The organism is Colwellia psychrerythraea (assembly GCF_000764185.1).
Taxonomy (GTDB): domain Bacteria; phylum Pseudomonadota; class Gammaproteobacteria; order Enterobacterales; family Alteromonadaceae; genus Colwellia; species Colwellia psychrerythraea_B.
The window spans coordinates 111,882-138,750 of record NZ_JQEC01000016.1; the positions used below are offsets into that span (position 1 = coordinate 111,882).

At 39.1% G+C, this 26,869-nt stretch carries 24 protein-coding genes; 10 read left to right on the plus strand and 14 right to left on the minus strand.

Annotated features, from left to right (window positions below):
* Positions 1-45: 45 nt before the first annotated feature.
* Positions 46-948, minus strand: coding sequence for an EamA family transporter (locus GAB14E_RS14490; protein WP_033081776.1), 903 nt, complete (start codon positions 946-948; stop codon positions 46-48).
* Positions 949-1,152: 204 nt separating this feature from the next.
* Here GAB14E_RS14490 and GAB14E_RS14485 point away from each other — a divergent pair, with 204 nt between their 5' ends.
* Positions 1,153-2,646: an aminotransferase-like domain-containing protein gene (locus tag GAB14E_RS14485; protein ID WP_033081777.1), complete on the plus strand. Its 1,494-nt coding sequence runs from the start codon at positions 1,153-1,155 to the stop codon at positions 2,644-2,646.
* Positions 2,647-2,769: 123 nt separating this feature from the next.
* Here GAB14E_RS14485 and GAB14E_RS14480 read toward each other — a convergent pair whose 3' ends face one another.
* The 3 genes from GAB14E_RS14480 to GAB14E_RS14470 form a co-directional block, all read right to left on the minus strand.
* The gene (locus tag GAB14E_RS14480) at positions 2,770-3,813 is read right to left on the minus strand and encodes an NADP-dependent oxidoreductase (protein WP_033081778.1); all 1,044 of its coding nucleotides are present in this window, start codon (positions 3,811-3,813) and stop codon (positions 2,770-2,772) included.
* Between the two features lie 63 nt (positions 3,814-3,876).
* Positions 3,877-5,058, minus strand: a complete 1,182-nt coding sequence (locus tag GAB14E_RS14475; protein ID WP_033081779.1) for an iron-containing alcohol dehydrogenase — start codon at positions 5,056-5,058, stop codon at positions 3,877-3,879.
* 72 nt (positions 5,059-5,130) lie between these two features.
* Positions 5,131-5,817 (minus strand): type 1 glutamine amidotransferase domain-containing protein, encoded by a 687-nt coding sequence (locus GAB14E_RS14470; RefSeq protein WP_033081780.1) that lies wholly within the window; start codon positions 5,815-5,817, stop codon positions 5,131-5,133.
* Between the two features lie 188 nt (positions 5,818-6,005).
* Between GAB14E_RS14470 and GAB14E_RS14465 the strand changes: the two genes are divergently transcribed.
* Both GAB14E_RS14465 and GAB14E_RS14460 read left to right on the plus strand, forming a co-directional pair.
* Positions 6,006-6,917: a LysR family transcriptional regulator gene (locus GAB14E_RS14465; RefSeq protein ID WP_033081781.1), complete on the plus strand. Its 912-nt coding sequence runs from the start codon at positions 6,006-6,008 to the stop codon at positions 6,915-6,917.
* A gap of 137 nt (positions 6,918-7,054) precedes the next feature.
* Positions 7,055-7,603 (plus strand): TrmH family RNA methyltransferase, encoded by a 549-nt coding sequence (locus tag GAB14E_RS14460; protein WP_033081782.1) that lies wholly within the window; start codon positions 7,055-7,057, stop codon positions 7,601-7,603.
* Between the two features lie 104 nt (positions 7,604-7,707).
* Here GAB14E_RS14460 and GAB14E_RS14455 read toward each other — a convergent pair whose 3' ends face one another.
* Both GAB14E_RS14455 and GAB14E_RS14450 read right to left on the minus strand, forming a co-directional pair.
* Complete coding sequence (locus GAB14E_RS14455) at positions 7,708-8,316, minus strand: 3'-5' exonuclease (protein ID WP_033081783.1); 609 nt, start codon at positions 8,314-8,316, stop codon at positions 7,708-7,710.
* A gap of 117 nt (positions 8,317-8,433) precedes the next feature.
* Positions 8,434-8,778: a winged helix-turn-helix transcriptional regulator gene (locus tag GAB14E_RS14450; protein ID WP_033081784.1), complete on the minus strand. Its 345-nt coding sequence runs from the start codon at positions 8,776-8,778 to the stop codon at positions 8,434-8,436.
* Between the two features lie 114 nt (positions 8,779-8,892).
* Here GAB14E_RS14450 and GAB14E_RS14445 point away from each other — a divergent pair, with 114 nt between their 5' ends.
* On the plus strand, positions 8,893-9,537 hold the full coding sequence (locus GAB14E_RS14445) for a cupin domain-containing protein (RefSeq protein WP_033081785.1): 645 nt from the start codon (positions 8,893-8,895) through the stop codon (positions 9,535-9,537).
* Between the two features lie 84 nt (positions 9,538-9,621).
* Here GAB14E_RS14445 and GAB14E_RS14440 read toward each other — a convergent pair whose 3' ends face one another.
* The 7 genes from GAB14E_RS14440 to GAB14E_RS14410 all read right to left on the minus strand — a co-directional run bounded on the left by GAB14E_RS14440 (position 9,622) and on the right by GAB14E_RS14410 (position 19,890).
* Positions 9,622-11,034, minus strand: coding sequence for a sensor histidine kinase (locus GAB14E_RS14440; protein ID WP_033081786.1), 1,413 nt, complete (start codon positions 11,032-11,034; stop codon positions 9,622-9,624).
* Entirely contained in the window at positions 11,021-12,406 is a 1,386-nt protein-coding gene (locus GAB14E_RS14435; protein ID WP_081967784.1) for a sigma-54-dependent transcriptional regulator, read from the minus strand. Before GAB14E_RS14435 ends, GAB14E_RS14440 begins: the two co-directional genes overlap by 14 nt.
* Positions 12,407-12,574: 168 nt before the next feature.
* Entirely contained in the window at positions 12,575-14,998 is a 2,424-nt protein-coding gene (locus tag GAB14E_RS14430) for an FtsX-like permease family protein (protein ID WP_033081787.1), read from the minus strand.
* A gap of 17 nt (positions 14,999-15,015) precedes the next feature.
* Positions 15,016-15,747: an ABC transporter ATP-binding protein gene (locus tag GAB14E_RS14425; RefSeq protein WP_033081788.1), complete on the minus strand. Its 732-nt coding sequence runs from the start codon at positions 15,745-15,747 to the stop codon at positions 15,016-15,018.
* Positions 15,748-15,828: 81 nt separating this feature from the next.
* Entirely contained in the window at positions 15,829-17,085 is a 1,257-nt protein-coding gene (locus tag GAB14E_RS14420) for an HlyD family secretion protein (protein WP_033081789.1), read from the minus strand.
* Positions 17,086-17,549: 464 nt separating this feature from the next.
* A complete protein-coding gene (locus GAB14E_RS14415; protein WP_033081790.1) occupies positions 17,550-18,140 on the minus strand; it encodes a hypothetical protein in 591 nt (196 codons plus the stop codon).
* A 361-nt stretch (positions 18,141-18,501) separates the two neighbouring features.
* Positions 18,502-19,890: an aminotransferase-like domain-containing protein gene (locus GAB14E_RS14410; RefSeq protein ID WP_033081791.1), complete on the minus strand. Its 1,389-nt coding sequence runs from the start codon at positions 19,888-19,890 to the stop codon at positions 18,502-18,504.
* Between the two features lie 114 nt (positions 19,891-20,004).
* Here GAB14E_RS14410 and GAB14E_RS14405 point away from each other — a divergent pair, with 114 nt between their 5' ends.
* Together GAB14E_RS14405 and GAB14E_RS14400 are read left to right on the plus strand one after the other, a co-directional pair.
* Positions 20,005-20,613, plus strand: a complete 609-nt coding sequence (locus GAB14E_RS14405; protein WP_033081792.1) for a LysE family translocator — start codon at positions 20,005-20,007, stop codon at positions 20,611-20,613.
* A 1-nt stretch (position 20,614) separates the two neighbouring features.
* A complete protein-coding gene (locus GAB14E_RS14400; protein WP_081967775.1) occupies positions 20,615-21,112 on the plus strand; it encodes a GNAT family N-acetyltransferase in 498 nt (165 codons plus the stop codon).
* A gap of 102 nt (positions 21,113-21,214) precedes the next feature.
* On the opposite strand, the gene GAB14E_RS14395 is transcribed toward GAB14E_RS14400, so the two are convergent.
* Entirely contained in the window at positions 21,215-23,350 is a 2,136-nt protein-coding gene (locus GAB14E_RS14395) for a beta-propeller domain-containing protein (protein ID WP_033081793.1), read from the minus strand.
* Between the two features lie 164 nt (positions 23,351-23,514).
* Here GAB14E_RS14395 and GAB14E_RS14390 point away from each other — a divergent pair, with 164 nt between their 5' ends.
* From GAB14E_RS14390 to GAB14E_RS14375, 4 genes are read left to right on the plus strand one after another with little or no spacing between them, the layout of a single operon-like run.
* On the plus strand, positions 23,515-24,408 hold the full coding sequence (locus GAB14E_RS14390) for a MipA/OmpV family protein (RefSeq protein WP_197061178.1): 894 nt from the start codon (positions 23,515-23,517) through the stop codon (positions 24,406-24,408).
* Positions 24,398-24,802 (plus strand): DUF3019 domain-containing protein, encoded by a 405-nt coding sequence (locus GAB14E_RS14385; RefSeq protein WP_033081794.1) that lies wholly within the window; start codon positions 24,398-24,400, stop codon positions 24,800-24,802. Before GAB14E_RS14390 ends, GAB14E_RS14385 begins: the two co-directional genes overlap by 11 nt.
* Positions 24,802-25,494: a response regulator gene (locus GAB14E_RS14380; protein WP_033081795.1), complete on the plus strand. Its 693-nt coding sequence runs from the start codon at positions 24,802-24,804 to the stop codon at positions 25,492-25,494. Before GAB14E_RS14385 ends, GAB14E_RS14380 begins: the two co-directional genes overlap by 1 nt.
* A gap of 46 nt (positions 25,495-25,540) precedes the next feature.
* Positions 25,541-26,839: an ATP-binding protein gene (locus tag GAB14E_RS14375; protein WP_033081796.1), complete on the plus strand. Its 1,299-nt coding sequence runs from the start codon at positions 25,541-25,543 to the stop codon at positions 26,837-26,839.
* Positions 26,840-26,869: the final 30 nt, after the last annotated feature.

Genomic DNA, 26,869 nt, shown 5'->3' on the forward strand with positions numbered 1-26,869 from the left:
AAAGAAAAACTAACTTAGCTTGTTGCTTAACTTTTCATCCAAATTTTAGTTTAATTTTATCGCCAACTTAAATTGAAGAAAATAAGCTTTTAACGGTGCCAGTTTAACTAAGCCAACTGTTAAACCAACAATAATCAATAAACAGGCGACCGCTTTCATTGGCCCTATTTGTTCCTGATAAAAAACGGCACTGCCCAACAAACCAAAAATTGGCACTAATAATGATAAAGGAGCCACAGTACTCAAGGGGTATTTCACTAATAATCGATTCCAAACCCAATAACCAAATAGCGTAACTGGATAGGCTTGAAAGAACACCGAGAAAAGTACAGAACGATTCATCAATAAATCCAAGGTCAGAAGTTGCTCATGATCACTTTGTAAATAAGCAAGAGCAAATAGCGGTAAAGGCGCAAACAGCATGCCCCAAATGCTAAAGGCAAAAACCTGTTTGGTTCCTGCTTTTTTGACAATAATACTGGTAATACTCCAAGACAAAGAGGCGAGTAGAATAAGTAACATACCTAATTTTGTCACAGAGCCATCGGTTACCGATACACTTAATGCCAACCCCAAAATAGCAATAACACTGCCAATCACTTTCATAGAGCTAATGCTTTCTTTAAGTAAAAAATACCCCACCAATAAACTGATAACAACATTCATCTGCATTAATACAGAAGCCATACCAGCAGAAAGTCCTGCTTGCATAGACCAGCTGCCCATGCCCCAAACACCAATGGAAAATGTTAATCCGTATGCGACTAAATATCGCCATTGTACTTGTGGTCGCTTAACAAAAAATACTGCAGGTAAAACCGCTAAAGTAAAACGAAGTGCGGTTAATAACAAAGGATCAATCTCACTGACACCCAACTTAATCACCGAGAAATTCAGCCCCCATACAATCATCACAAAAACACCCAGAAGTAGATCTTTAATATTCATTATCCGCCCTTATATTTCGCTTGCTTTGAAGTTTTACCAGAACAACTATTATTGATGAAATGCAAAAAGAGAACAGATACAATTTAACAATTAAAAAAGGGTACAATTAACCTTGTCGTTGTTATATCTTATTAACGCAACGCTAGAAAGTTATAAGCGACAACTAACAAGTAGTAGTTTAAATTTATCAGGTGAAAAGAAAGTATGAGATATATTGACCTTGCTGAAAGCTGTATTGAAGATATCAATAGCGGAAAATTACTGCAAAATAGCCGCATGCCATCATTAAGAAATTTTCGACAACAACATTCGATCAGCATGACTACCGCACTGAATTGTTATCAGTACCTTGAGTCGTTAGGTTGGATTCTTGCTAAACCACAATCAGGGTATTTTGTTTGTGGTCAAAGAGCTGCTAACGAAAAACCTGAACTGATTGCTTTTGAAAGTATTATGACAGCGCCAAAGCTACCCGTAATCGAAAGTACTACTAAACAGACTGATTTTAAGCAAACTGATGCTAGACAAAGTAAGCCATCAGATTATTCACTTAGTTTATCGCCTACTCGTTCGATCAACAAAGAAACTGCTGGGCCTTTAGGAATTGCACGTATATCTGCAGACTTTATTCCTCTAGAAAAACTACAGAGTAGTTTTCGTCGAGCATTAAAAAGACAAGGTATAAATATCAACTCTTACCCTGAAGTACAGGGAGAAAAAATACTCAGAGATACACTGAGTAGCCACTTTAAAAATTATGATTTTCATATACCCAGCGATGAATTGTTAATCACGAATGGCTGTATGGATGCGATTCATACCGCAGTAGAAATATGCACTGACCTTGGTGATGCTGTCGCCATAAGTTCACCTTGTTTCAATGGCCTGTTAGACATGTTGGCTGCGCTTGGCCGTAAGGTGGTTGAAATACCATCCACAGAGCAAGGCATCGATCTTGTGCAACTTGAACAACATATGAAAAGTAAACAAATTAAGGCGGGGTTGTTTTGTACTTCTCATATGAATCCTCAAGGAATTTCTATGACTGCATTACAAAAGCAGCATTTAGTTAAACTTGCTGAAAGCTATAAAATTCCAATTATTGAAGATGACGTTTATATTGAATTGGCGCACAGTAAAGTAATGCCCTTACCGGCAAAGCATTGGGATAAACAAGGTTATATTTTATGGTGTGGCTCAGTTTCAAAAACAATAGCCGCAGGATATAGACTAGGCTGGTGTTGGCCTGGTCGTTATGCCAAACAGTATTTACAAAAGCGCAAGTACTGTAACCAAGGAGTTTCTTCACCGATACAGCTCGCCTTAGCTGATTTTATTAGTAATGGTGATTATTCAAAACATCTAAGAAAATTACGAGTAGCAATACAACAACAAACCTTAAATTATCAAAACTATTTAACGAAAAACTTACCTGTTACCAGTAAAATCAGCGCTCCTGCCGGTGGTTTTGTTTTATGGATACAAATACCAAATTTAAATAGCGGTCAACTACTTAAACAAGCCAATGAACATAATATTGATATACGTATTGGTGAGAAATTTAGTACCCGTGATTTGTACCAAGACTATTTTAGACTAAATGTTGGTTTTGCTATAAACAAGGACAAAGACAACCAAGCAGAGGTCGATAAGCAACTTAATAAACTGATGTTGTTGATAAATGATCAGTTGAAATAGATGTTCAGCTTGAAGCCAACACGTTCTGCTGCGTAACCTTAATCTAAGAGTAACCATTGAGGTGATAGTTATTCTTAGATTAAGTTATCGCTTTGAAACCCTGTAAATAATATCTACGGAAATTTAGCTAATATTGTCTGGGCCAACTCGCACCACTAACTTACCGAAGTTTTCACCTTTCAATAAACCGATAAAAGCACTTACCGAGTTTTCAAGTCCTTCAACTCTATGCTCTTTATACTTTATCTCGCCAGCCATTAACCATTTCACCATTTGTTCACTAAATTCATTATAACGATGACCATAGTCATCAAAGACAATGAAGCCCTGCATTTTAATGCGCTTAACTAATAATGTGCCCATTAATAAAGACAGTCTGTCTGGTCCACTAGGTAATTCAGTAGCGTTGTACTGAGAAATCAGGCCACATAAAGGCACACGTGCACAGCTATTAAGTAATGGCATAACGGCGTCAAATACTTTACCACCAACATTTTCAAAATAAACATTAATGCCTGAAGAACAAACAGCCGCTAACTGCTCTGCTAAGTTGTCACTTTTATGATCAAGACAATGATCAAAACCTAAGGTTTCAACTGCATATTTACATTTAGTATCACCACCAGCAATGCCAATGACTTTACAGCCTTTTAATTTAGCTATTTGACCCACTAAGCTACCAACAGCCCCCGTTGCTGCAGCAACAACTACCGTATCACCTGCTTTTGGCTGACCAATATCAAGCAAGCCCATGTAAGCCGTTAGCCCTGGCATACCTAATACCCCTAAGGCATGTGATGGATTAGCCATATTGTTATCCAGTTTCAGTAATTCACTGCCATTGATAACGCTGTAATCTTGCCAACCACCAAAGGCAACAACCCAATCACCTACCTGATAGTTGTCATGGTTTGACTCTTCTACCCGACAGACACTGCCACCAACCATTACTTCATTTAAAGCAACAGGTTCGGCATAAGATTTAGCATCGTTCATTCTCCCGCGCATATAGGGGTCGAGTGAAAGGAACACGGTACGAAGTAATACTTCACCTGCTTTAGCTACTGGTTTTTCACTTTGTACGAGAGTAAAGTTTTCAGCGATTGGCGCACCAAAAGGGCGTGATGCCAAAATCATTTGGCGATTGATATCAGTTGTTTGAGTCATGTTCTTTCCTTTTGCTTATACCAATTGAAGTAATGAATTGCTCATTCATTATTTCAATTGGTATTACAATGCTTTAGTTAAAATTTCACGGCTTATTGCTAAAGTGATATCACTTTGTTCGCCCAATGCCGTCATACCGTGCTGCGCTAATCGTTCAAGCAATAAATCAATGTCATTACTGCTAAGGTTCACATCAGACAATCGTGTTGGTACTTGCATTTTTTCGAAAAACTCTTCAGTTAAACTAATAGCTTGGTCAATGCGCGCATTATCATCACCTTCCGTTATCTGCCAAACACGTGATGCATATTGTAGTAATTTTTCACGCTTTTGCTCTTTACGTACTTTCATTACCGCAGGTAAAACAATGGATAAAGTGCGAGCATGGTCAATACCAAAAGCGCCGGTTAATTCATGGCCTATCATATGAGTTGACCAATCTTGTGGTACACCCGCACCAATAAGGCCATTTAATGCCATAGTTGCCGACCACATAATATTAGCTCTAACGTCTAAGTTTTCTTTAGTGGCTGGCACTAACGCTTTTGGTCCTTCTTCAATTAAAGTCTGCAATAATCCTTCACTGAAGCGGTCTTGTACTTTGCCATTAACGCTGTAAGTTAGGTACTGCTCAATAGTATGAACAAAGGCATCCACGACACCATTACTGATTTGACGGTCCGATAATGACAAGGTAACACTAGGGTCTAACACGGCAAATAATGGGCGAACTAAAGGACTAGAAAAAGGTAATTTATTACCATCTCGTGTTACCACAGAGTTACCATTACTTTCTGAGCCAGTCGCAGGTAAGGTTAATATCGCACCAATCGGTAATGCTTTTGTTACCGCTTGTTGTTTAGCAAGAATATCCCAAGGGTCACTACCTTCACTACTTCCTTCAACATTGCCTTCAAAGAACGCCGCTGCAGCAATAAATTTAGCGCCATCAACAACAGAACCACCACCCACAGCGAGAAGATAATCAATATTTTCTGCCTTAATGATTTCTTGGGCTTTCATCAAAGTATCATATGTTGGGTTTGGCTCTATGCCCGAAAATTCAAAGAAAATATGTTCACTAAGCGCATCAATCACTTGCTGATAGACGCCATTACTTTTAACCGAGCCGCCGCCATAAACCACTAGTACTTTTGCGTTTAAAGGAACTTCTTTTGCAATGACAGCAATCTGTCCTTCACCAAAATGAATATTTGTTGGGTTTTGAAAATTAAAATTTAACATTTATATTCCTATATTATTCTCTAACAAGAGCGCCAAACGGCTTAACTGAGCTGGTTAACTAATCGAATTAATTTAAGCTGAAATCTGAGCTAATAATTTTTCCGCAGCTAATGCTGAACTTGCTGGATTTTGACCGGTAATAATAAGACCGTCTTGCACAACAAAGGCATGCCAGTCTTCTGCTTTTTGATAATCGCCACCACGTTTAATTAACTCGTCTTCAAGTAAAAAAGGTACTACTTCTGTTAATTGCACGGCTTCTTCTTCGCTGTTAGTAAAACCAGTGACTGCCTTGCCTTCAATGGCAAAATCACCTGATGCTTGTTTAACATTTAATAAGGCTGCACTGGCATGACAAACTGTCGCAACAGCCTTGCCAGCGTTAAGAAAGCTTTCAATCAAAGTAATTGAGTCGCTATTATCAGTAAGGTCCCATAATGGACCATGGCCACCGGGATAAAATACACCATCAAAATCATTCTCATTAAGGGAGGACAATTGTACTGTGTTAGCAATTTTAGCTTGTGCTACAGCATCACTGTCATAACGTTCAGTGGCTGATGTTTGGAAATCTTCAAGTGTACTAGTAGGATCAATAGGTGCTTGCTCACCTTTTGGTGTAGCCAAAGTTACTTCAACGCCGGCATCAATAAATGCGTAATAAGGCGCAGCAAATTCTTCAACCCAAAAACCTGTCTTTTGGCCAGTGTTTCCAAGCTCATCGTGTGAAGTAAGTACCATCAATATTGTTTTAGTCATGTCATTCATCCATCAATTTAAATGTTTAGAAGTAAGTGCAAGTGCGTTCTTATGTTCACCTTCACTTTCAATAGAGCTAGTATATGCCTACAAATCATCATGAACAATGCAGATAAAACTGACAACATTGTATCAATAATTGATACAATACTAATTAAACATGTATTTCTAATTACTAGGTATAACTTATGGATGTTTCATTTGAACAACTAAAGAGCATGGTTGTTTTTGCGCAAGTTATTGAACAAGGCAGCTTAAGCGCCGCTGCGAAACATTTAGGTTTATCTCGTGCTGTGGTCAGTTATCATTTAAAAAAGCTTGAAGCACAACTCGAGGTTAAACTACTTAACCGCTCTACTCGCTCTATTAACCTCACTGAAGCGGGCCAAGCCTATTATGAGCGCTGCCGAGTTATTGCTGAGCAAGCCAGTGCTGCCAATCAACAAATTGAAAATTTCAAAAATGAACCTATTGGATTACTTAAGATAACTTGCCCGGTAAATGTTGGTTTGCAAACAGTAGTGCCTGCCCTTAATGAGTTTAAAAAAATCTACCCAAAAATTGAGCTTGATGTGATGTTGACTGACGAAGTCGTTAATATCATGAAAGAAGGTATAGATTTAGCCATTCGTGGTGCGCCATTGCCTGACTCTGGTTTACAAGCAAGTAAGCTCGCCACACTACAAACCTGCCTGTGTGCTGCACCTGAATATTTGCTTCAATATGGGCAACCAAAAAATCCAGCGGATTTAAGTAATCATCAATGGGTGATTTACAAATTAACGTCGGGAGTAGTAACTTTAACTAAGGGTAGTCGCTCGTTTAGCATAACCACAAAAGGCAGTATTAGTACTAATAATGCCGCAGCGCGCACTGCTTTTGTTGAAGCGGGCCATGGTTTAGGCCGTATTCCTGTTTATGATGCCTTACCCAAAATAAAGGCTGGCACTTTAGCAACAGTGCTCGATGACTACAGCCTGAGTGATATCAATGTGTATGGTGTTTTTCCGCCAGGTACTGCCAACTCTAAAAAATTGAGGTTATTGCTTAACTTTTTAAAAGAGTACTTTACTAGTCAAATAAGTAACAAGGTGTCTTAGCTAATTAAGAGCATCCGACAAACAATCATTTGATCTTCACTGAATAAAGTCGCACAATCCTCCGTTGACTTTTCCTGTATTAATTACAGGTAAAGTCAACTAGCCAGTGATCAGTGTACGTAATAAGAGTAACAACCATGAGTGAAAAAATTCAGCTTAGCAAAGAAGAACTTAGAGAACACAAACCAACGAGAAATGAATATTTAGACAAAGCAAAGCTCCCTTTGATCGTGGTATTAGATAATGTCACCAATAGCTACAATATTGGTGCATTTATTCGTTTGGCCGATGCTTTTGCCATCGAAAAAGTTATTGTCTGCGGTGCGCTAACTATTTCAGATAAAAAGATGAAAAAAGCCTCAAGAAATGAAGCTAAATGGGTTTGTGTTGAATACAGCGATGACACTACCGCAAGTTTACAAGCTTTATTAGATGAAGGACATACACTTTACAGTGTTGAATTATGTCGAGACTCTATCGATTACAGCGAAGTAACTTACCCAGCTAAGTCGGTATTGGTATTAGGTAATGAACGTAAAGGTGTCAGTGAAGCTGCGCTGAAATTAAGTCATCAGCAAATACACATCCCTATGTTTGGTATGGGTAACTCATTAAATGTTTCCACTGCTGGCGCCATTGTTTTAGCCAAATGTGCCAATCAAATAAGAAAAAAAACTCAAGCTTAACAGGCTACTTTCAGTGACTCTGTAGTAGTGCTGACAATTTCAGCACTACCTGCTAATAGCTTTCGACAAATTTATGAATACTTAGCTTATGAATGATTAGTTTACTAATAAGTAGCTAGTAATTTACCGACATTGGCTTTAGTGGTTTTAGTCAGTTTTTGCACTAAAGAAAACGGTACCTCATCAATATCAGCTTTTTCTTGAATATCTGCTAACATCGCCAACCAAAGTTTTGCTGTCATTTCAGAGTCGTATAACGCCCTATGGAAACTACCGTTTGAGGCTATTCCTTTGTAATTTATCAGTGTGCCTAATTTATGATTAGGTGCGTCTTGGTTTAATCGGCGAGACAGTAATAATGAACAAACAAATTGCCCATCATAACCTCTGGATATTCGTTTCAGCTCACTGTCTAAAAAACGTTTATCAAACGAAGCATTATGGGCAACAAGGTTATGTCCTTGAATAAAGTCAGCAAAACGTGCCATAACTTCATGACATGGCGCAGCATTACTTAACATGTCATTGGTAATGCCCGTGTAATCGGCAATAAAGTGACTCACAGGTCGACCTGGGTACATCAGCTCTTGAAAATGTTCGGTGACCACACCACTTTCAAGTTTAACAGCCCCTATTTCGATGGCTCTATCGCCATTATCAGGGGAGAGGCCGGTTGTTTCAAAATCGAGAATGATGAGTGAATTAGCGTTCATAGGTTCTTTACAGCTTAGTTATAGATTAGTGGTGGTTATTAAAGGCTTATAATACTTTCGACAGTGACGAGTTTTTAGTAGCGCAAAGATATCACAAAAGAGCTAATAGCAAATGGATTAAAGTTTACTGTCATCTATTTCTGTTTGCAGCTTTTCTAACTCTGTCAATATCTTGATAAATTTATCGCCAAATTCCGTCACCCTATATTCAACCCTAGGCGGAATTTCATTAAAGGTTTCCCGTTCGATAATGCCAAATTCTATATTACGCTTCAAACAAGCATTCAGCACTTTAGTGGTTAAACCTTCAACATTTTTCACCATTTCTCCTGGTCGACGAATTTCATGTTTCAGTAAATTATAAACGGTGAGTGACCATTTACAGCCGACAATAGTTTCGACCATGCGCGCAGTTTTTTCAGGTGCTGACTTTCTTGAAAATTTAATTGTCTTACTATTCATAAAGATGTACCTAAAAGTGCTTACCAAACCATATTGTGCGTACTTGGTATAGTATTGAGTAGAAGATATTATACCAAGTAGATTATTTAATTAATTGGTATTAGAGGAAAAACCATGCTGAATATGAACTTCACTGAAAAAGTCGTCATTAATACCCAAGAGCAACCTTGGCTAGCTAGTCCGCATGCTGGTGTTTGGCGTAAACCCTTAGCCAGAGAAGATGCCGAAAGAGGCCATGCCACCAGCTTAGTTAAGTTTGAGCCCGGCGCTAGCTTTAATGAACACGATCATCCGCTAGGCGAAGAGATCCTGGTATTATCCGGCAGCTTTTCTGATCACACTGGTGATTATCATGCTGGCAGCTACTTTAGAAATCCTGAGGGATTTCGTCATGCGCCTTTTAGTAAAGACGGCTGTACATTATTAGTAAAACTTCACCAATTTCAATCGGGTGATAATAAACATGTTGTTATTGATATGAACAAAAAAAGCTGGTCACCGGGCATGGGCAATTTGATGGTGATGCCATTGCACAATTACCAAGGTCAATCTACCGCGTTAGTTAAGTGGCCAAAAGGTGAGCGATTTCAACCGCACCGACACTTCGGCGGCGAAGAAATATTTGTCATAAGTGGCGAGTTCATTGATGAGTATGGCCGTTACCCCGAAGGCTCTTGGATACGTAGTCCGCACTTGAGCGAGCATTTCCCGTATGTAGAGCAAGAAACAATTATCTTGGTGAAGGTGGGTCACTTATAAGTTTAGTAATTCACTAGAACAGCCAATGTTAAGTTGATGATGAATGTATTGACAATGATGAGCTAGTATTATCTTGGGGTTATTCTAGCTCTCCAAAACGGGAAAAGACAACACCACCTCCACACCTTGATAAGTGCTCACGCCAATATTCTTGCTCTTAGCAGCAGGGAACGTTTGATAGTTATCTATTTTAATCGAACCATTATGGTTAAACAAAATTTGTCGACACAGTGCTAAACCAATACCACTACCTTGAGATTTGGTCGTGTAAAATGGCACAAAGACATTATCTAAATTCGCAATACCCGAGCCGAAATCTCGAATAGAAATATGTTGCCAACGGCCCTCTTTTGTACTGCTAACCTCAATGACTTTTTCATCAATATTACTCATCGCTTCAAGCGAGTTTTTGAATAAGTTTATCAGTACTTGTTCAAGTTGCCCCTTATCTGCTTCAATTAATAACTCAGTATCTAATTCACTTTGTATTTTGCACCGAGGGTAAAGCGTTGCTAGATTATCAATCATTAACACTAATTTGAATACCGACTTATTGGGTTTGGGTAATTGAGATAACTGACTGTAACTGGCGATGAATTGACTTAATGAGTCGGCCCTTTCATGAATAATATTTACCCCGCCAAGTAGCGACTCTTTATCTATTGCACTTGCCTGACTTTGTAGCCTTTTTTGCATAGATTGACTTATGGCAACGATAGGCGTTAACGAGTTATTCATTTCATGACTTAAAACTCGAAGCAGGCTTTGCCAAGCTTTACGTTCTTTCTCCATTAATAAACGTTCGGCATTGGTCAGCGTATAAAGTTGATGCTGTTCGCCATCACTTAAAAAAGACTCTTTCGATAAAAAATGTTCTCCCGTAATACTGCCGTTTTTGAAATTAATAATGCCGGCACCGGCACTAATAATTTCAGCGCCAATGGGTAAAGACGCTAATTGAATGTTATTTAGTTGATTATTGCTTGTGTGATCTTCCGTCCCCAAAACAAGCTTATGTGCCGACGCATTTGCCATAACGACAAAACCTTGCTCATCAGTTGCCAGAACCATGGCATCCATCTGTTCCATGATACGCTCTAGCAGTAATCGGGATTCTTTCGCTTCAACTTTATGTTTCGACAAAGTGTCCGCTAATACATTGACTGAATTGAGTAATTCTTGGAACGCTTGATCGGTTTGTAAGCGCCCCCTTAACGTATAATCACCATCAATCATCGATTCGATTAGGTTTGATAAGGTGCGAATTTGATACTGCGAATTTTGTTTACTCGCTACCATAACAAAGCTACATAACAGTAATAAAACAATGAGGATAAAGGCAATTAAATAAGGTGATACTTGTGCTAAGACCAGCGCGATGGCCGTAGTGATAAAACATGGCACACACACCAACAACATAAGTGTATCTTGATTATCAGCTCTATGTTTTTTTGACTTAGTAAAAAGTAACTGCCAAAGGTTTTTAATCCAGTTCATATTTACTCAAACGTCGATAATATCCACTTCGGCTTAAACCTAAAGATTTTGCGGTTTCAGTAGCATTACCACGGTGAAATTTAAGTCGCTTTATTAGCGCTTTTCTTTCTATTTCATCCAAGCTTAACCTAGGGTCTTCTAAAGACTCTGCACTACTTTCATCAACATTATTAGCGCCAGTTAGCATCAGCTCTGCACTATCAATACTTTCTTTTTTACAGGTAAATAGCACCCGCTCCATCATATGGCTTAGTTCACGAATATTGCCCGGCCAATTATATTGCTGCATTGCCGTTATAGCTTGCTCTGAAAGTGTTGGGCAGCTTCTATGATATTTAGCACTGAATAATTGTAGAAAATGAGCCGCGAGCGCAGGCATATCTTCAACACGCTCACTTAATGACGGTACTCTTAACTCAATAGTATTTAAACGGTAATACAAATCTTGTCTAAAAATATTACTTTGAATATCTGCCAATAAATCACTGTTAGTCGCCGAAATGATGCGTACATCGGCATGTAATGATTTACTGCTGCCCACCGCCTCAAATTTTTGCTCTTCTAAAACCCGCAATAACTTGGCTTGTTGTGCAAAGGGGATATTGGCAAGTTCGTCTAAAAACAGTGTGCCTTGCTCTGCCATCTCAAATCGACCAATGCGATTTTCTTTAGCATCTGTAAATGCCCCTTTTACATGACCAAACATTTCACTTTCGAACAGTGATTCGGGTATCGCTCCCATATTCACTGGTACAAAAGAGCCTTTTGCTCGCGTTGATACACTATGTACATAGGCGGCAAGCATACTTTTCCCGGTACCATTATCGCCGGTTAATAAAATACTCATATCGCTTTTGGCTAAATCATCTAGCGTAGATAATAGTGTTTGCATGACTGGAGATTGGGCAATGATACCCGTTCGACTGCCGGGGTGAGCTTGCGAGATAAGTAGCTTATTTTGTTGATTAAGACGCTGGGCTTTTTTATCTGACTTTGCCAAGGCTAATTGGTTATCAATCGCGCTGAGCATACGCTCATTTTCCCAGGGTTTTTGAATAAAATCTTTAGCGCCAGCTTGCATTGCTTCCACTGCAATATCAATGGTCGCCCAGCCAGTCATGACGATAATAGGGATATTAAGTTCAAGTGCAGTAATAGCTTCAACTAATTGTACGCCTTCAGCGCCGGATGTAGTGTCTTGCTGAAAATTCATATCAAGTAGAATTAAATCAACACTTTGATTTTTTAAATTCTCTAAAGCTGCTTGCGGGGTAGTGACCGCTATAATGTCAAAACCTTCATCGGCTAAAACAAATTTTAAACTGGCTATGATATTAATATCATCATCAGCGATAAGGATTCTTTTATTCACAAGCATCATTAATCATAAGTAGTTAAGTTTCCGAGGTTATTTCATTACTTTAAGTAATATTAAGTAAAGGGACAAGTAACATTAAAGCAAAGCGGATAATCACTCAAAATTAGCCGCTCTTTTGTCTTAACTATAAACATTTTCCTTTAATACGTTATTGCTAACATTTTATTCGTAACGTAGGGCCATACTCGGCTCCATTTTCACCGCACGTTTGGTCGGCGCAAACATTGCCAACATGACCGTGGTCGAGAGTCCAACAACGACAGTAACAGCGATACCGAAGTAGAAGAATATTGGAAATAGTTCTTCGGTAAACTTATGGAAGCCAAAAGCGAGTAGCGCAAAAAGTGCCACAGCTAACCCCAAGCCAATAACCAACTGCCGAGCCCCTTGTTTTAAAAACATCTGAGTAATATTTTTATCACTAGCACCAACAGCACGCCTAATACCTATTTCATGAGTACGTTGGGCCACTGAATTTGCTGTTAAACCATAGATACCAACCATCGCCAACAATAACGCAAAAAAACCAGTACCAAAAGTGACGTTGGACATTAAGCGCATTGAGTCTCGCATCATATGACGGTTTTTACTGGCTAATTGCACTGAGTAAGTCATCTCAATAGTCCGATCGGTAGCAAACATAGCCCGATAGAAAATTTCTTCTGCGTTAGGTGTATTTGGCACAATACGGTAATAAACGATTTGAAAACTGCTGATAAATTGCAAGCCTGATAAATAAATTTCATCTGCGCTATCTAAGCGGCTAAAAAGCGTTGAAGGATTCATACGATCAGTAACAACTCCCACCACAAAAACGTTTTCATTTTTATCAGCAACTTTTATTTGAAAACTCTTTTCTAATGGCGACTCTCCTGGCCAGTAACGCTTTGCCATTGATTGACTTATCAATGCTGTTTTACGATGGCCTAACTTATCTAAATGGGTAAATCCTCGCCCTGCCACTAAATTAACTCCCACAGTTTCGGTATCGCCGATGACCGAAATAGTATCAATTTTAGGTTTGTTGTCTTCTGAGGCGTAATCCTTTCCAGGTAAAGTCACTATTGATTCACCTAGCCAATTATTGGCAACAACATTAACAACTTGAGGGTGTTGCGCAATTTTTTCTTTTAACGATTGAAATAATGCCAATTGTTGGACCTGTTCTGGGTATTTATTTTCAGGAATCGACATTCTTGCGGTCATCACATCAGTATAGTTATCGCCCAGTTCTAGGTTGATAAACTTATATGATATATAACCAGAAACCGAACCTATTAACATTAGCGTGGCAACCAAAAATACTTGGCTGGTAACTAATATTCGAGAGATCCTGCCAGCCTTTTTACTTTGTGCACCACGGGTACCGTCTCTTAAGGTGGTATTAATATCTTGTCTTGCCGAACGCCATGCGGGTAAAAATGCAGACAATAATATGGTGACGACAGTAAAGGCTAGGCCCATTAACAAAGTGGGTAAGTCCATGCCCCAATGCCACCAAAACGAACCGCCATTTGGCAGCCATGAATGCAACAGAATTTCAGTGTAATCAAGTGCGGCTCCGACTAACAGTAATGACAAAATGCCGCCAACCGTTGAGATAATAACGCCTTCCCACATTAATTGACTGACTAAACGGCAAGTAGTTGCTCCCAATGCAGCGCGAATTGCCGTTTCTTTTTGACGTTCAACAGTACGCGCTAATAATAAATTACCGACATTAATACAGGCTAATAAGAGAATAAGCCAAGAGACTATATTTAAAAAGGTAAAAGCAACGTCTCCTTCTCCACCGGTTTGTGCCATTTGAAAAGTTAGCAACTTAGCTGATTTCTCTAGTTCTGGCAGATCATACAACTTAACATTTTGCTGATAAATTTGATTAACAGCTTGCCCTAATTCTAACCCTGCTTGTTCAACGGTAGCGCCACCTTTAAGACGTGCATATGAATAATATGAGCCGCTGACATCAGGCGGCACAATTAATAATTTATCTTGTAACGGTAACCAAACCTTTGAAGAGTTTGGAAAACGATAACCTTGCGGCATAACGCCAATAATTTGAGTAATTTCACCATTGAAAATCATAGTTTTATCTAAAACGTTTTCATTGCCCTGCAATTCATCTTGCCAAACTTGATAACTGATTAATGCGACAGGACTAGCTCCCTCTGCCGTATCTTCCGCTTGAATAGTCCGACCAATAATAGGGGCAGTCCGACTAAATTCAAAGAAACCTTGGCGGACTAAACTTGCTGAGTAGTTTTTACCTGATTGCCCTACACTCAGCCTTATATCTAGATTGTCGTAAATACCAAACTCATCAAAAGTTAGTAATTTATCTTTTATATTTTGATATTCAAAGCCCGTGATATAGCGATGTTTATCATTAAAGTAGACAACTATGGCTTTTGCGCTATCACCTTCCGGTAAGGGCAATGTTTTATAAATCACAGAATATAGAAATGAAAAAGTAAATAAACTAATGGATAAACCACCAATGAGTACACCTAAGGTCATCGCAGTAAATTTAGGCGCTTTAAATAACAAACGAAATGCGTATTTTATATCTATTAACATCGACATAATAATTCTCCTAAGCTTTAACCTGCAGCTAAATCAAGTGGTTTAACGGAGCTATTACGATCATGATTAACATTATCTTTTATCATTCTCCCATCAAACATTTCTAAACAACGACTCGCTCTTTTCGCTGACGATGGATCATGAGTAACCATGCAAATAGTTGCGCCATCATGGTGAAGTTGATCAAAGAGTTGTAAAACAGCTTCGGCATTTTTTGAGTCTAAGTTACCTGTAGGTTCATCTGCTAGGATAATGGCAGGGTCGTTAACTAAAGCTCTAGCAACAGCGACGCGCTGTTGTTGTCCCCCAGATAACTGTGATGGATAATGATTCTTGCGATGCCCCATTTCTACTTTCGCTAAGACTTCATTGACTTTATCTTCAATGACTTTTTTCGATTTACCTGTTTGATAGGTCAACGGCAACATCACATTTTCAAATACCGTCAGATCTGATATCAAGTTAAACGACTGAAACACAAAACCTATTTGTTTACTGCGTATTTTTGCTCGTTGATCCCGCGTTAAAGCAGAGACATCACTGCCGTCCAAATGATAATTCCCTGAACTAGGCGAATCTAATAGGCCTAATAAAGATAATAAAGTTGATTTTCCACAACCTGACTGGCCACTAAGTGAAAGGTATTCGCCTTTATTAATCACCAAATTAATGCTGTTTAACGCCCGTGTTTCTATCTCTTCGGTTAAGAATGTTTTACCAATATTCGTTAAGGTAATGAGTGCTGTCATAATTATTTCCATATTGTATCAGCCAGTAAGGCTCTGCTGATTTTCATTTGTTAATATAATTTTTAGCTTTAGTGGCAAAAGCTAATTGATCTTAATTCCTTCATGTTCTTGCCAGCTTGATGTGTCTGAGATAATAATTTCATCACCCACCAGCAAGCCATCTATAATTTGAATTTTATTAACGGAGCTTTGACCTAAAACAACCAAGTGTTTACTGGCAAACTGCTGATCTGGACTCAACTTATACAGACCAACTTTAGTGTGCCTTGGCGCATAAACCGGCCGTTTTACATACAAAGCACCTTCGATATTACTGATAGCAATTAAACCATCAACGGTTAACTCTGGACGTGCCTCAGTAGGTAGTTCACTGGTTAATTTGACGTCAATTAACACCATGCCACCTTTTACCGCAGGGTCGATACGGATCACTTCACCAATAATTTCGCTGGTGCGAGTATCTATAGTCACTAACTGCCCTAAAGCAATATCTTTCACTCTAACTTCTTGTACTTGTAACTCGGCAAATAAGTTATTTTGATCTGCCACCAGCGCAACACTATCGCCCACTTGTACACGTTCACCTAGCTCAAGTGATACTTGTTGCACAATACCAGAGGTTGATGATCTTACTTCTAGTGCCGCTACTTGTTCTTTTACTCGCTGATAATTATTTTCAACTAAGCCAATACGCGCTTGTTGAGCAATTTTTGTTGCCGCCATATTCGCTTGCATTTTCTCAGTTTTTTGTTGTTGAGCGAGCCAAGATTGCATTTGTTGCTTAACAGCTAATTTGCTCCTTTGATGTTCGAGTGCCGATACTGTCGCGTTACCTTGAGCAAGTAATTCAGTCTCTGCATCCAACTTTAACTTGGCTGATTGATAACTATATTCGGCAGACAATACTGAGTTATCTAAATCAACCATCTGGGATTCAAGCATCACAAAAGCAACATGGCTTTCAGCTTTTTTAGCTTCAAGTTCCCAACGAGCTTTTTCTAGATTACGATGTAATTCAGGGTTAGATAATTGTACTAACACATCGCCTTTATTGACTTTCGCGCCAGCTTTAACAAAAACTTGCTCAGCCCTGCCTGAAACTTGTGAAGATACCCAACGAATATTTAACGGTTTTAATACGCCAGTTGCACGAACATTTACACGAAAGTTGCCCTGTTCCACTTTGGCAGTGACAACAGCGTTTCTTTCAATAAAATACGAAGCATTGCCTAAAACACTTCTTAATGAGTAAGTGCCTATAACGACAATGAAAACGGGTAAAACATACCAGTGTGTTTTCCAAAGTGGCTTTTCAATGGCTTGTCTTGGTATATCCATAGTTCATCTTATATTGTTTAAGCAGATGATTAGTTATTACAAGTCTTGTGCCATAGTAAAAATAAAACTTAAATAACTGATAATAAATAATATTTTAAAGTGTTGATAATTCAACGGATACTAAGGTGTGTCATTTTCGACACAGTGTTGATTACAGAGAGTCGCAATTTTGATACAGACGTAATTTCAAAAAATGAATGATTCAAATTTTGTCTTTTACTAAGGATTGCCCTGTTATCAATATTTAATTATGAAAACACTGCGATAAAGAGAGATAAGCATTTGGACATAGACATGTGAATAGGGACTAGGTTTGTTGACAATATCGCTAGCCGCTGGCAACCCGTAATTAATCACTAGGTAATAGCAATATGTCATACACTGGCATGATAATAAGAAAAAAAGGCTACAATGTAGCCTTTATAATTTATTTAAAAATAGCTGTAAAGAAGCTAACTTTAAAGTTACTTTTTTCGTTTAAAACTAACTAAGCCAAATAAAGCAGAGCCAAATAGTAATGCAGTGGCCGGAGTGGGTATCTGCGCCACCTTAGTAAATACCGCAAAAGTGCTATTACTTCTGTCAAGGATGCTCTGGTCTCGGGCTAGGTTCGAGTTAAAGCTTATTTTATCAGTGCCATTGTCACTGTAATTAACAATATTCTGGCTGAACACCCAGCTTGGGCTAAATTTGTTTGGGATCAAGGCAATACACTTATTACCGTCTTCACACCCTCTGATCAGCTCAGGACTGGAGTCAAATTGTCCAAATTCACTGTCAACAAACACCTGTTCAAGCAGCGCCCTACCTGCAGAAATAACATGATCGGAGCTGGTAAAGGAAAAATCAGAAAGAGTATCACAGCCAGAGAATACACTAGCACAACTACCATCTTCAAAAGATACGTCATAGGTTCCAAGACCAGAGATGACAACACCAGTGGCACCGATCAGCTCGCCTGAAACAACAATGAGGCCAGCTTGACTGTTTGTTGCACCTAATAATGCAGTGACCAGACATACTTTACGAATGAAACTAAAAATCGCTCTAGACAAATGAATATTCCTTATTGTAAATTTTAATGGTTGTAGAGTGAGTCACCGTAAATTTTATAGCTTTGGCATAAATTAACGGCAGCGCTGATACAAGTATTTCGATATATCAAAAAGCTTAATGACTGACGTATGGTTTATTGACGACTCCCTAGTGTAAATAGAGACTCTATTAAAGTGACTTAGCTGTAAGAATAAGGGCAGACTTAGGAGGAAATATGGAGAGTTAGGATAAACACCAATAAAAAGATCCTTATCACGTATCAAGACATTAGCTTTTTACTGTTATAAAAGAGCTAATGTCACTCATTCTTTGAACTGTAATTTAATCAATATCAATAGCAACTCACTTTAGGCCGCAGCTTTACATCACCGCTTCTTTTAAAGATGGCCCTTGCTCTAAAATGGTTTTAATTATGATTAATGCATCGGTAAGTTGTACATGAGTTTTCGGTCTGCTTAGGCAAAGGCGAATAGCTGGTGATGGTATTTGTTGACCCACTCGGTAGTCATCAGCACTGCGCACTAATACTCCTTGTTCTTTTGCTTGCGCAACAAATTCATGGCTCAACCACCCTGGCGGTAACTCTAGCCATAAATTAAAGCTGGTTTGTTGGCTATTCGGCGTCCAAGCAGCAAGGTGCTGCTTGGCCAGTGCTTGTCGTGCTGTCATCTCTGCTGCTAACCACAGCTCTAACTTGGCAAGTTCACCATTATCCATCCACTGGCACAACCAATGGATTAATATGGGAGAGTTTGTCCAAGAAGAAGCCCGCAGTGATAGTCTAATTTTATTATAAATGGCATGAGGCGCTACCAAAAAACCAATACGCATTGCACCACTAAAGCGTTTAGAAAAACTACTTAAATAAATACATTGCTCAGGTGCCAATTCTTGCATGCTTTTTGGTTTATCTTTACTGGCAATAAACTGCACATCATCTTCAAGAATCAATACCTTATGTGCACGGCAAATATCTACAAGAGCTTGGCGTCGCTCAATTGATAATTGTGTTCCACAGGGGTTTTGGCTATTGGGTGTTAAATATATCATTCGCGGTTTATGCCGCTGGCAAGCTTGTAAAACGTTGTCTGGCATGATGCCCTGCTCATCCATGGCAATAGAGACAACTTTAACACCTTTATTTTGCGCTGCTGCCAAGATACCAGGGAAGACTAAATCTTCGGTGAGAATGATATCCCCCTCTCGACATAAAACATTAATTGCGACACTAATGGCATGTTGGCCACCATGAGTGAACAAGAAATCACAGCCTTTTAATGCTACAGGCTCAACAGTAAGCCACTGCTGAAAACTCTTGCGATGATTAGGGTAACCAAGTTCAGGGGCATAATGCAGTAAATTACCCAGTAATTGCTCGCTTTCAGCCATTGATGTCATTGCGCGACTTAACATTTTTATTTGCGGGCCTTCTGGCGCAAACGCCGCTTGCATATCAATTTTTCCAGCAGTGTCCTGGGCCATGTCGTCAACTATTGCATTGATATTATTCTTTGTTCGAACGTAAGTGCCACTGCCCGTTTTGGCCATGACCAAGCCACGCCGTTCAGCCTCACTGTAAGCACGAGAAATTGTGCCTATGGTTACCTTTATTGCATCGGCTAAACGTCGCTGTGGTGGCAGCTTATCTTCGGGTTTTAATTCACCTTTATTAATTGCTTCTTCTATAGCCTGGGCTAAGGCCAAATACTTTGGCAATGCACTATCGAGTATTGGGATCCAAATTGTCATGGTGTCAATAAAATCCTTGAGTAATAAAAAAAAATCAATATGATGACATTCAAACAATGACACCCTAACAAATAATAATTGTATGCATACAATTAATTTAATGCAAGGACTTTTATGTACGAACAACTTTTTGCGCTAATGTTACCCCTGCTGATCTTCACCCTTACCGCAGCTTCAACCCCTGGTCCAAACAATATGTTGCTTTCAGCCAATGGTGCACACTTTGGTTTTCGCGCCAGTATGCCCTTTGTCTTTGGCATTCGCCTAGGCATTTTATTGCTGGTTGTTTTGCTCAGTCTTGGTCTCGGTGCCATATTTACTAACTACCCTGCAGCACAACAGGTACTTAAGCTAATTTGTATTGCTTATATGCTATACCTAGCGATGAAAATAGCTTTTGCATCACCTGTTAGCAAACAAGATAAAGGTGCTCAACCATTAAGTTTCTGGCATGGCGTGGTATTTCAATTTATTAATCCTAAAGCCTGGATGACAAGCCTTACTTGTCTTTCTGCTTTTACTCTAGTTGGTGAAGCGTACTTTTATTCGGTCCTTATGGTGATCTTTGCTTGGAGCATAACTGGCTTTATTGGCAGCTTATTTTGGATTTGTTGCGGGGTAGCAATGCAGCAGTTGTTGAAAACACCTCGTCATTGGCAAATATTTAATATCACGCTGGCATTAGCTACGTTAGCCAGCATAGCGATGATCATAGGAAATTAATATGACAGACAATATCAAAGGTCACCAGCAAGATAAACTGCAAAAGCATTCTCAAAAAGAAATAACCAACCAAGAACAACGCTTTTTAGTAAGTGATGATAAGGCCAGCCTGCAACTTAACGTTATTCATGGCTACTTAACTAGTTGTTATTGGTCGAGAGGCATATCAAGGGGATTGGTTACAACAGCGATTAGCAACTCCATGTGTTTTGGCTTGTACTTTAATGATCGACAAATAGGTTTTGCGCGGGTAATTACTGACAAAGCCGCTTTTGCTTATTTAGCCGATGTCTTTGTATTACCTAAATATAGCAATCGTGGCCTAGGCACCGCCTTGATAGACTTTATTATGCAGCATAGTGACTTACAAGGTTTAAGACGATTTATGCTGTGTACCCTTGATGCCCACGAACTTTATAAAAAGTTTGCTTTTAGAGCTATCGACAGTCCGCAATCAATGATGCAAATCAACAAGCCAGGGCTTTATCTAACAGAATAAAATGTTGCCGTTATTTTAGTCATAAAAAAGCTCTCATGATGAGAGCTTGGTAAGTAACCTGATCTAGGCCGTTTACTTATTCACAAAGACTGGGCTGTTGAGCTAAAATGGCCCCATAACTTGTCCCGGGCTATGCCATAAGGATTTCCAAACTTGCATGCCATGAATATAATAAATGTCATCATCATGTAATATCGCTCGGTCATCCCAAGATGAGGCATGATTAAAAGTCTGCTCTGTATCAAGGGCATCAAGGTTGCCAATATAATTTAATTCAGCACTACTATCACCTTGAGTGATATTGCTAATATCAAATAGACCAAGGAAGTTTTCCTGATTCCACTCATACACTATGCCTCCACCTTCCTGCACGTTACTGGTGGTTAACCAACGCTCAAAAGGGATAGCTATACGATATGAGTCACCCTCAGTCGCTAAAGAAGTAAAAGCATGATAATTATATTCAACGGGAGTATAAGCATCTGCAAACACTAAAGAGCGTATTTCTTTTGGCGCAGATAAATCGCTAACATCAAATAAGCTAACTTTTGCGCCATCAACAAGAGGAAAGTCTTCTGCTGGCAGTGCTTGGCCGTTATTTATTTCGAGTATACCCGAACCGACATTTTGTCCTATGCCTAATAATAAGGTGGGTGATATCGGATGTAGATAGGAAGAATAACCCGGAACTTCTAACTCTCCGCGAATAACGGGGTTCATCGTGTCTGATAAATCAAGCACATACAGTGGGTCGGTTGTTAAAAACGTTACCACATAGGCTAGGTCACCAAAAAATCGCACCGACTTAATATCTTCTAAGACTATGCCATCATTGTTTACCTTACCTATTGGTTTAGGGTTACTTGCATTAGGCAGTTGTGCCACTAGGATTAACGCCTTATTATTTTGTCTAAGGATATTCAACTTATGCTGATAACCTGAAGAGCGATTACCTTCTGTGGTTATTACCCGTAAATCACCATTATGCTCACTAAATCTTAAGTTAGACATATGCCAGTCAAAACGGCCCGAAATAGTGCCTGATGCAACATAATCAATTGCACTACCATCAAGAGTAAACTTATGAATCACAGAGGCTTGTTCGCTAGCTTGGCTATCAAAGAAAAATTGGTTTACATAGTTAGTGCTATACAAATAAACAGAGGAAGATGTAGCATAAATCCCTTGTACTTGGCTATTCACACAAGCAGAGCTTAACTGCTGCGGATTATTAATATTGATTGCAGTTAACGTTACCATGTCATCAAAGCCATCTTTATCAGTGGCACTCTCAGGAAGGTAACAATTTTCAGCGGTAACTAACGCCCGCTCAATACCGTATTGGTCACGATATTTAGGTAATAATTCACTAATATCAGTATCCATAATGCGACGGTAGTTTGCCCACTTATCTGCTTTGCTTTCAGCATAAATTAAATCATTTACTACGGGGGAATAGCGGCTAACCACATATAAGATGTCGCCCACTCTGCGGCTATCAACAACAGAGCCATCAAAGGTAAGTGAGCCTATAGTGGTACTATTTTTTGGCTCACTGACATTTATCAATGAAACATTAAATTGTGCTTTAGTTGGCATAATAGAATCCGCGGCAATATAGGTACCATTCATATAAATAGCTTGACCTTGATAAATATCTGAAACGGCCACCAAGGTATTATTGTTTAGATACAAGCTGTTAATATTAGCCGACGGTAAATTTAAGGAAATACTTGCTGCTTCACTTACATCGCCATTATCATTTCGCTGCATCACTCTGACAGAGCTTTGAGCTTCCCGTGACATTGAGCTTTCAAGTACATGAAAATCATATTGGTTGTTAGCAATGAACATATGCTCGCCGTCATATTTTATTCTATCCCCTTCAGCAACGCCCTGTTGCTGAACATTGGTTTGAGAAAACCCAGCATCACCATCGCTTGCCTGATCAGCCACAGCAGCGCTCTCCATTGCGCCATCTACAACATAATTATTTTGCACACTGCGTAAGTAGAGGCCATTTTTAATATGCTGCTCAAAAGTAGTTTCTGTATTGGTTGTCTCCCTTGCCAAGGGCGTTAAGCTCATCTGTAATTCATTGAGTTCAGGAACCTCCTTGCTGTTATCACTCATACAGCCCGTTAACATTGAGGTAAGTGTAACCAGACTAAGCAGCGAACAAAGTGCAAACTCAGACCGAGTAAACACAGATAAAAGCTTAAACTTTTTATTAAACATTATTCTTTCTCCTTTGTTATGTTTAAACCCAGCTTACCGAGTGTCAGTAATAATTCCGTTGCCAGGTGCAACCAAGTGTAACCTTATGTAATCGAGAGTGACCTACCCTTGCTTCAGTGTTAACTTATAGGCAAAACCATAGCTATCCACTAGAAGTCATAAACTTGAAGTATCTAATTTTCCTGCTATTTATTTTTAGCCAGTCAGTATATGCACAATGTCCACCTGCAGATAGCGGCTGTGTGCCCGTAGGTGAGTGGCAGTTCTCCATTGCTTTGGGTGCTGGTGTCATCACCAATCCACTAAATGATGGCGATAATATCCCCTTAGTTATAGTGCCTAATTTTAGTTATTATGGCGAAAAAGTATTCGTAGATAACAATGCATTAGGTTTTACATTCTACGAAAGAGACGCTTTGTCATTTAGCGCTGTTAGCCAGATAAATCGTGAAAATTCATTTTTCCAACGCTGGCATCCCAATAATATTTTTGTTAATTCCCTCTCTAATAGCATAGGAAGTGAAGCTCAGTTAGATGAGGTCATTGACGCCATAGATGGTTCTGGTGGCAATGATGCTGAGATTATTGAAGTTGAACTGGGCCAAGTTCAAGAACGAAAGTGGGCACTCGATGCGGGTTTACAAATAAATTGGTTTTTCTTCCAGCATAGTCACTTTCAGGTGAAGTTACTGCACAATATAAATAATGTCTATAACGGTTTAAATGCTCAGCTAGCATTAGAGCAGCCGTTTACTTTTACTGCAATACCCAACAATCTGCTAACCCTGACCGTAGGGGCTAATTGGCAAAGCAAAGAACAAGTCGATTATTATTATGGCATTGACGAACAAGATAAGGTTGCAGAAGAATTATATTATCAAGGTAAGGCAAGTTTAAGTCCTTATTTAAAGTTCATTAACCAATATGCCTTTAATGAAAATTGGTCGTTAAAGTTAACACTACAAAGAGAGTGGTTAGACAGTTCACTGACCAATAGTCCTCTGGTGCATGATGATGTTATTGATACCTTTTTTGTTGGGGTAGAATATGCGTTATAACACCTGGACAATTCTATTACTTTTTAGCTTTTTTTCTTTTACTGCCCTTGCTAATAATGATAAACCCGAAGATAAAAGTGTCATTGAATTTTCAATAAAACCGTTAATTTGTATTGTTAAAAAACCAGGAGACGCCTGTAGCATGACAGCAACAGTTAGCTGGCAATCACCAAAAATCATTAACAGCTGCCTTTATCAGGGCATAACAAAAGTGGCCTGCTGGCTTAAGCAAAACAAGGTTACTGCTGTGATTGAAATCAACATTGAGGAAAATATGGAATATACCTTAAAAGATGATAATCACCATATTATTGCCAAGCAATTGATCACCATCAATAGCAGCCTTGCTAAAAAATATCGACGTCGTTTACGGGCCGGTTGGAGTCTATTTTAATGCTACATATATTATTAGTTGAAGATGATGTGCGTCTTGCCAGTCTTATTCAACAATTCCTGCAAGCCAACAATTTTAAAGTAACTGTTTTGCATAGCGGAGAACAAGCACCAGCGTTTATTCTAGCCAAACAACCCGATGTAGTTATTCTTGATATTATGCTGCCCAAACTCGACGGCTTTAGTATCTGCCGACGTGTAAGAAAGCAGTTTAGCAAACCTATACTCTTTCTTACCGCCAAAGACAGTGATTTAGACCACGTAATAGGCTTAGAAATTGGTGCTGACGACTATATCATCAAACCTGTAGTGCCCCATGTACTGCTCGCTAGAATCAATATGGTATTAAGGCGTACACAAAAACAAAAGGCAACAGAGCAAGACAATATTCAAATTGGTCAACTCAATATTGATAAAAAATCTCGTCAGGTGCATCTAAATAAAGAACATATTGAGCTAACGAGCCATGAGTTCGAATTACTTTGGCTACTGGCCAACAACCCTGACGAACCACAGAGTCGTGACTTTATCCATCAAGAAATGATAGGCCGCGATTATGATGGTTTTGACCGAAGTGTCGATGTAAGAGTATCTCGTTTGCGTAAAAAATTAGCCGATGATACCGAAAAACCCTATAAAATAATTACCATTTGGGGCAAGGGGTATTTATTTTGCTCTTCTGCATGGCAATAATTTTAATCATCAGCCTAAAGCGATAATATTTGGATAACAACTCACCATGATAAAACTATTTATCAGTTTGTATTTGGCAATAGTCATAGCTTTGCTCACCATTAACTGGGGCTCTGAACTGTTATGGCAACATTTAACGCTAACTGATGAAACTGAAAATATTGCTGAAATTCAACAGGCGGTAAATATTGCCAAGGCTCTGCCGGCACTGATAGAAAACGATGCAAAAAAAATGCAGGTTTTTAGCCAACAATCTAACATTGGGTTGGCAATAATTTCAGTAGATGATATAGCTTGGTTAAGTGAACAAAGAACACGCCTGCTAAAAGGTGAAGCCGTAGTCATTTATGATCGCCAGCAACGCCCGCTCATTTACTTGCAAGCTGGCAATAGTAAAAGGCTGTATCAGCTTGGTCCGCTTGAAATCACTTACCATGCTGACAATTCCCTTGAAAAAAGCCATGATGAAAACACTCAATTAAAATATATTATTTTAGCCATATCCTATTTGCTGCTCGCTGCCTTTATCGCACTATGGACCCGTCCTATTTGGCTAGATTTAGTCAAATTAAAACAAATGGCCAGTGATATTTCTGCGGGTAACCTCGCCATAAGCTGTAAAATAAATAAAAGCTCTCCAACAGCGATAGTGGTACAAACCTTTCAAGACATGGCAAAGCGAATTACTCAATTGCTTTTGGAGCAAACCCAATTGGTTAATGCCGTATCTCATGAATTAAGAACACCCATGTCCAGACTCAGATTTTCTTTGGCTATGTTAGATAATGCCAAACCTGAACAGGTAGAAGGTATTTCCAATGACTTACAAGAAATGGAAACACTCGTCGATGAGATGCTCAATTATTCTCGTATTGAAACCCTTGAACAAGCCCATAGCAAAACCATGGTTAACATCAGTGAGCTGTTAGTAAATCAAGTAGATAAGCAAAAACGCAGCACGGAGAAAGAACTTACAGTTGTACTGCCAGATGAACTTGTTTGTTTATGTAACGGACACCTAATAGAGCGAGCCAGCCAAAATTTAATTACCAATGCAATTCGTTATGCAGATAAGCAAGTTGAAATTAAAGCTAGTATGCAAAATAATCGACTCATTATTTCGGTGAGCGATGATGGTTGCGGTATTGATGACAAGGATCAAGAAAGCATATTCCAAGCTTTTACCCGTTTAGACAAAAGTAGGAACAAAGCACAAGGTGGCTTTGGTCTAGGTCTCGCCATAGTAAAAAGAATAATGGACTGGCATAAAGGCCAGTGCACCATTGAAAAATCGACCATAGGCGGAGCAAAATTTAGTTTAATCATTCCGCTAGGTGAATCTTGACTTAGCCTTAGCCAGGTCTACGCTTTTATA

What these genes read in the sequence shown, in the direction of transcription:
- GAB14E_RS14490 (WP_033081776.1), bottom strand. Translation starts at nt 948, where the DNA reads ATGAATATTAAAGATCTACTTCTGGGTGTTTTTGTGATGATTGTATGG.
- GAB14E_RS14485 (WP_033081777.1), top strand. Translation starts at nt 1,153, where the DNA reads ATGAGATATATTGACCTTGCTGAAAGCTGTATTGAAGATATCAATAGC.
- GAB14E_RS14480 (WP_033081778.1), bottom strand. Translation starts at nt 3,813, where the DNA reads ATGACTCAAACAACTGATATCAATCGCCAAATGATTTTGGCATCACGC.
- GAB14E_RS14475 (WP_033081779.1), bottom strand. Translation starts at nt 5,058, where the DNA reads ATGTTAAATTTTAATTTTCAAAACCCAACAAATATTCATTTTGGTGAA.
- GAB14E_RS14470 (WP_033081780.1), bottom strand. Translation starts at nt 5,817, where the DNA reads ATGACTAAAACAATATTGATGGTACTTACTTCACACGATGAGCTTGGA.
- GAB14E_RS14465 (WP_033081781.1), top strand. Translation starts at nt 6,006, where the DNA reads ATGGATGTTTCATTTGAACAACTAAAGAGCATGGTTGTTTTTGCGCAA.
- GAB14E_RS14460 (WP_033081782.1), top strand. Translation starts at nt 7,055, where the DNA reads ATGAGTGAAAAAATTCAGCTTAGCAAAGAAGAACTTAGAGAACACAAA.
- GAB14E_RS14455 (WP_033081783.1), bottom strand. Translation starts at nt 8,316, where the DNA reads ATGAACGCTAATTCACTCATCATTCTCGATTTTGAAACAACCGGCCTC.
- GAB14E_RS14450 (WP_033081784.1), bottom strand. Translation starts at nt 8,778, where the DNA reads ATGAATAGTAAGACAATTAAATTTTCAAGAAAGTCAGCACCTGAAAAA.
- GAB14E_RS14445 (WP_033081785.1), top strand. Translation starts at nt 8,893, where the DNA reads ATGCTGAATATGAACTTCACTGAAAAAGTCGTCATTAATACCCAAGAG.
- GAB14E_RS14440 (WP_033081786.1), bottom strand. Translation starts at nt 11,034, where the DNA reads ATGAACTGGATTAAAAACCTTTGGCAGTTACTTTTTACTAAGTCAAAA.
- GAB14E_RS14430 (WP_033081787.1), bottom strand. Translation starts at nt 14,998, where the DNA reads ATGTCGATGTTAATAGATATAAAATACGCATTTCGTTTGTTATTTAAA.
- GAB14E_RS14425 (WP_033081788.1), bottom strand. Translation starts at nt 15,747, where the DNA reads ATGACAGCACTCATTACCTTAACGAATATTGGTAAAACATTCTTAACC.
- GAB14E_RS14420 (WP_033081789.1), bottom strand. Translation starts at nt 17,085, where the DNA reads ATGGATATACCAAGACAAGCCATTGAAAAGCCACTTTGGAAAACACAC.
- GAB14E_RS14410 (WP_033081791.1), bottom strand. Translation starts at nt 19,890, where the DNA reads ATGACAATTTGGATCCCAATACTCGATAGTGCATTGCCAAAGTATTTG.
- GAB14E_RS14405 (WP_033081792.1), top strand. Translation starts at nt 20,005, where the DNA reads ATGTACGAACAACTTTTTGCGCTAATGTTACCCCTGCTGATCTTCACC.
- GAB14E_RS14400 (WP_081967775.1), top strand. Translation starts at nt 20,615, where the DNA reads ATGACAGACAATATCAAAGGTCACCAGCAAGATAAACTGCAAAAGCAT.
- GAB14E_RS14395 (WP_033081793.1), bottom strand. Translation starts at nt 23,350, where the DNA reads ATGTTTAATAAAAAGTTTAAGCTTTTATCTGTGTTTACTCGGTCTGAG.
- GAB14E_RS14385 (WP_033081794.1), top strand. Translation starts at nt 24,398, where the DNA reads ATGCGTTATAACACCTGGACAATTCTATTACTTTTTAGCTTTTTTTCT.
- GAB14E_RS14380 (WP_033081795.1), top strand. Translation starts at nt 24,802, where the DNA reads ATGCTACATATATTATTAGTTGAAGATGATGTGCGTCTTGCCAGTCTT.
- GAB14E_RS14375 (WP_033081796.1), top strand. Translation starts at nt 25,541, where the DNA reads ATGATAAAACTATTTATCAGTTTGTATTTGGCAATAGTCATAGCTTTG.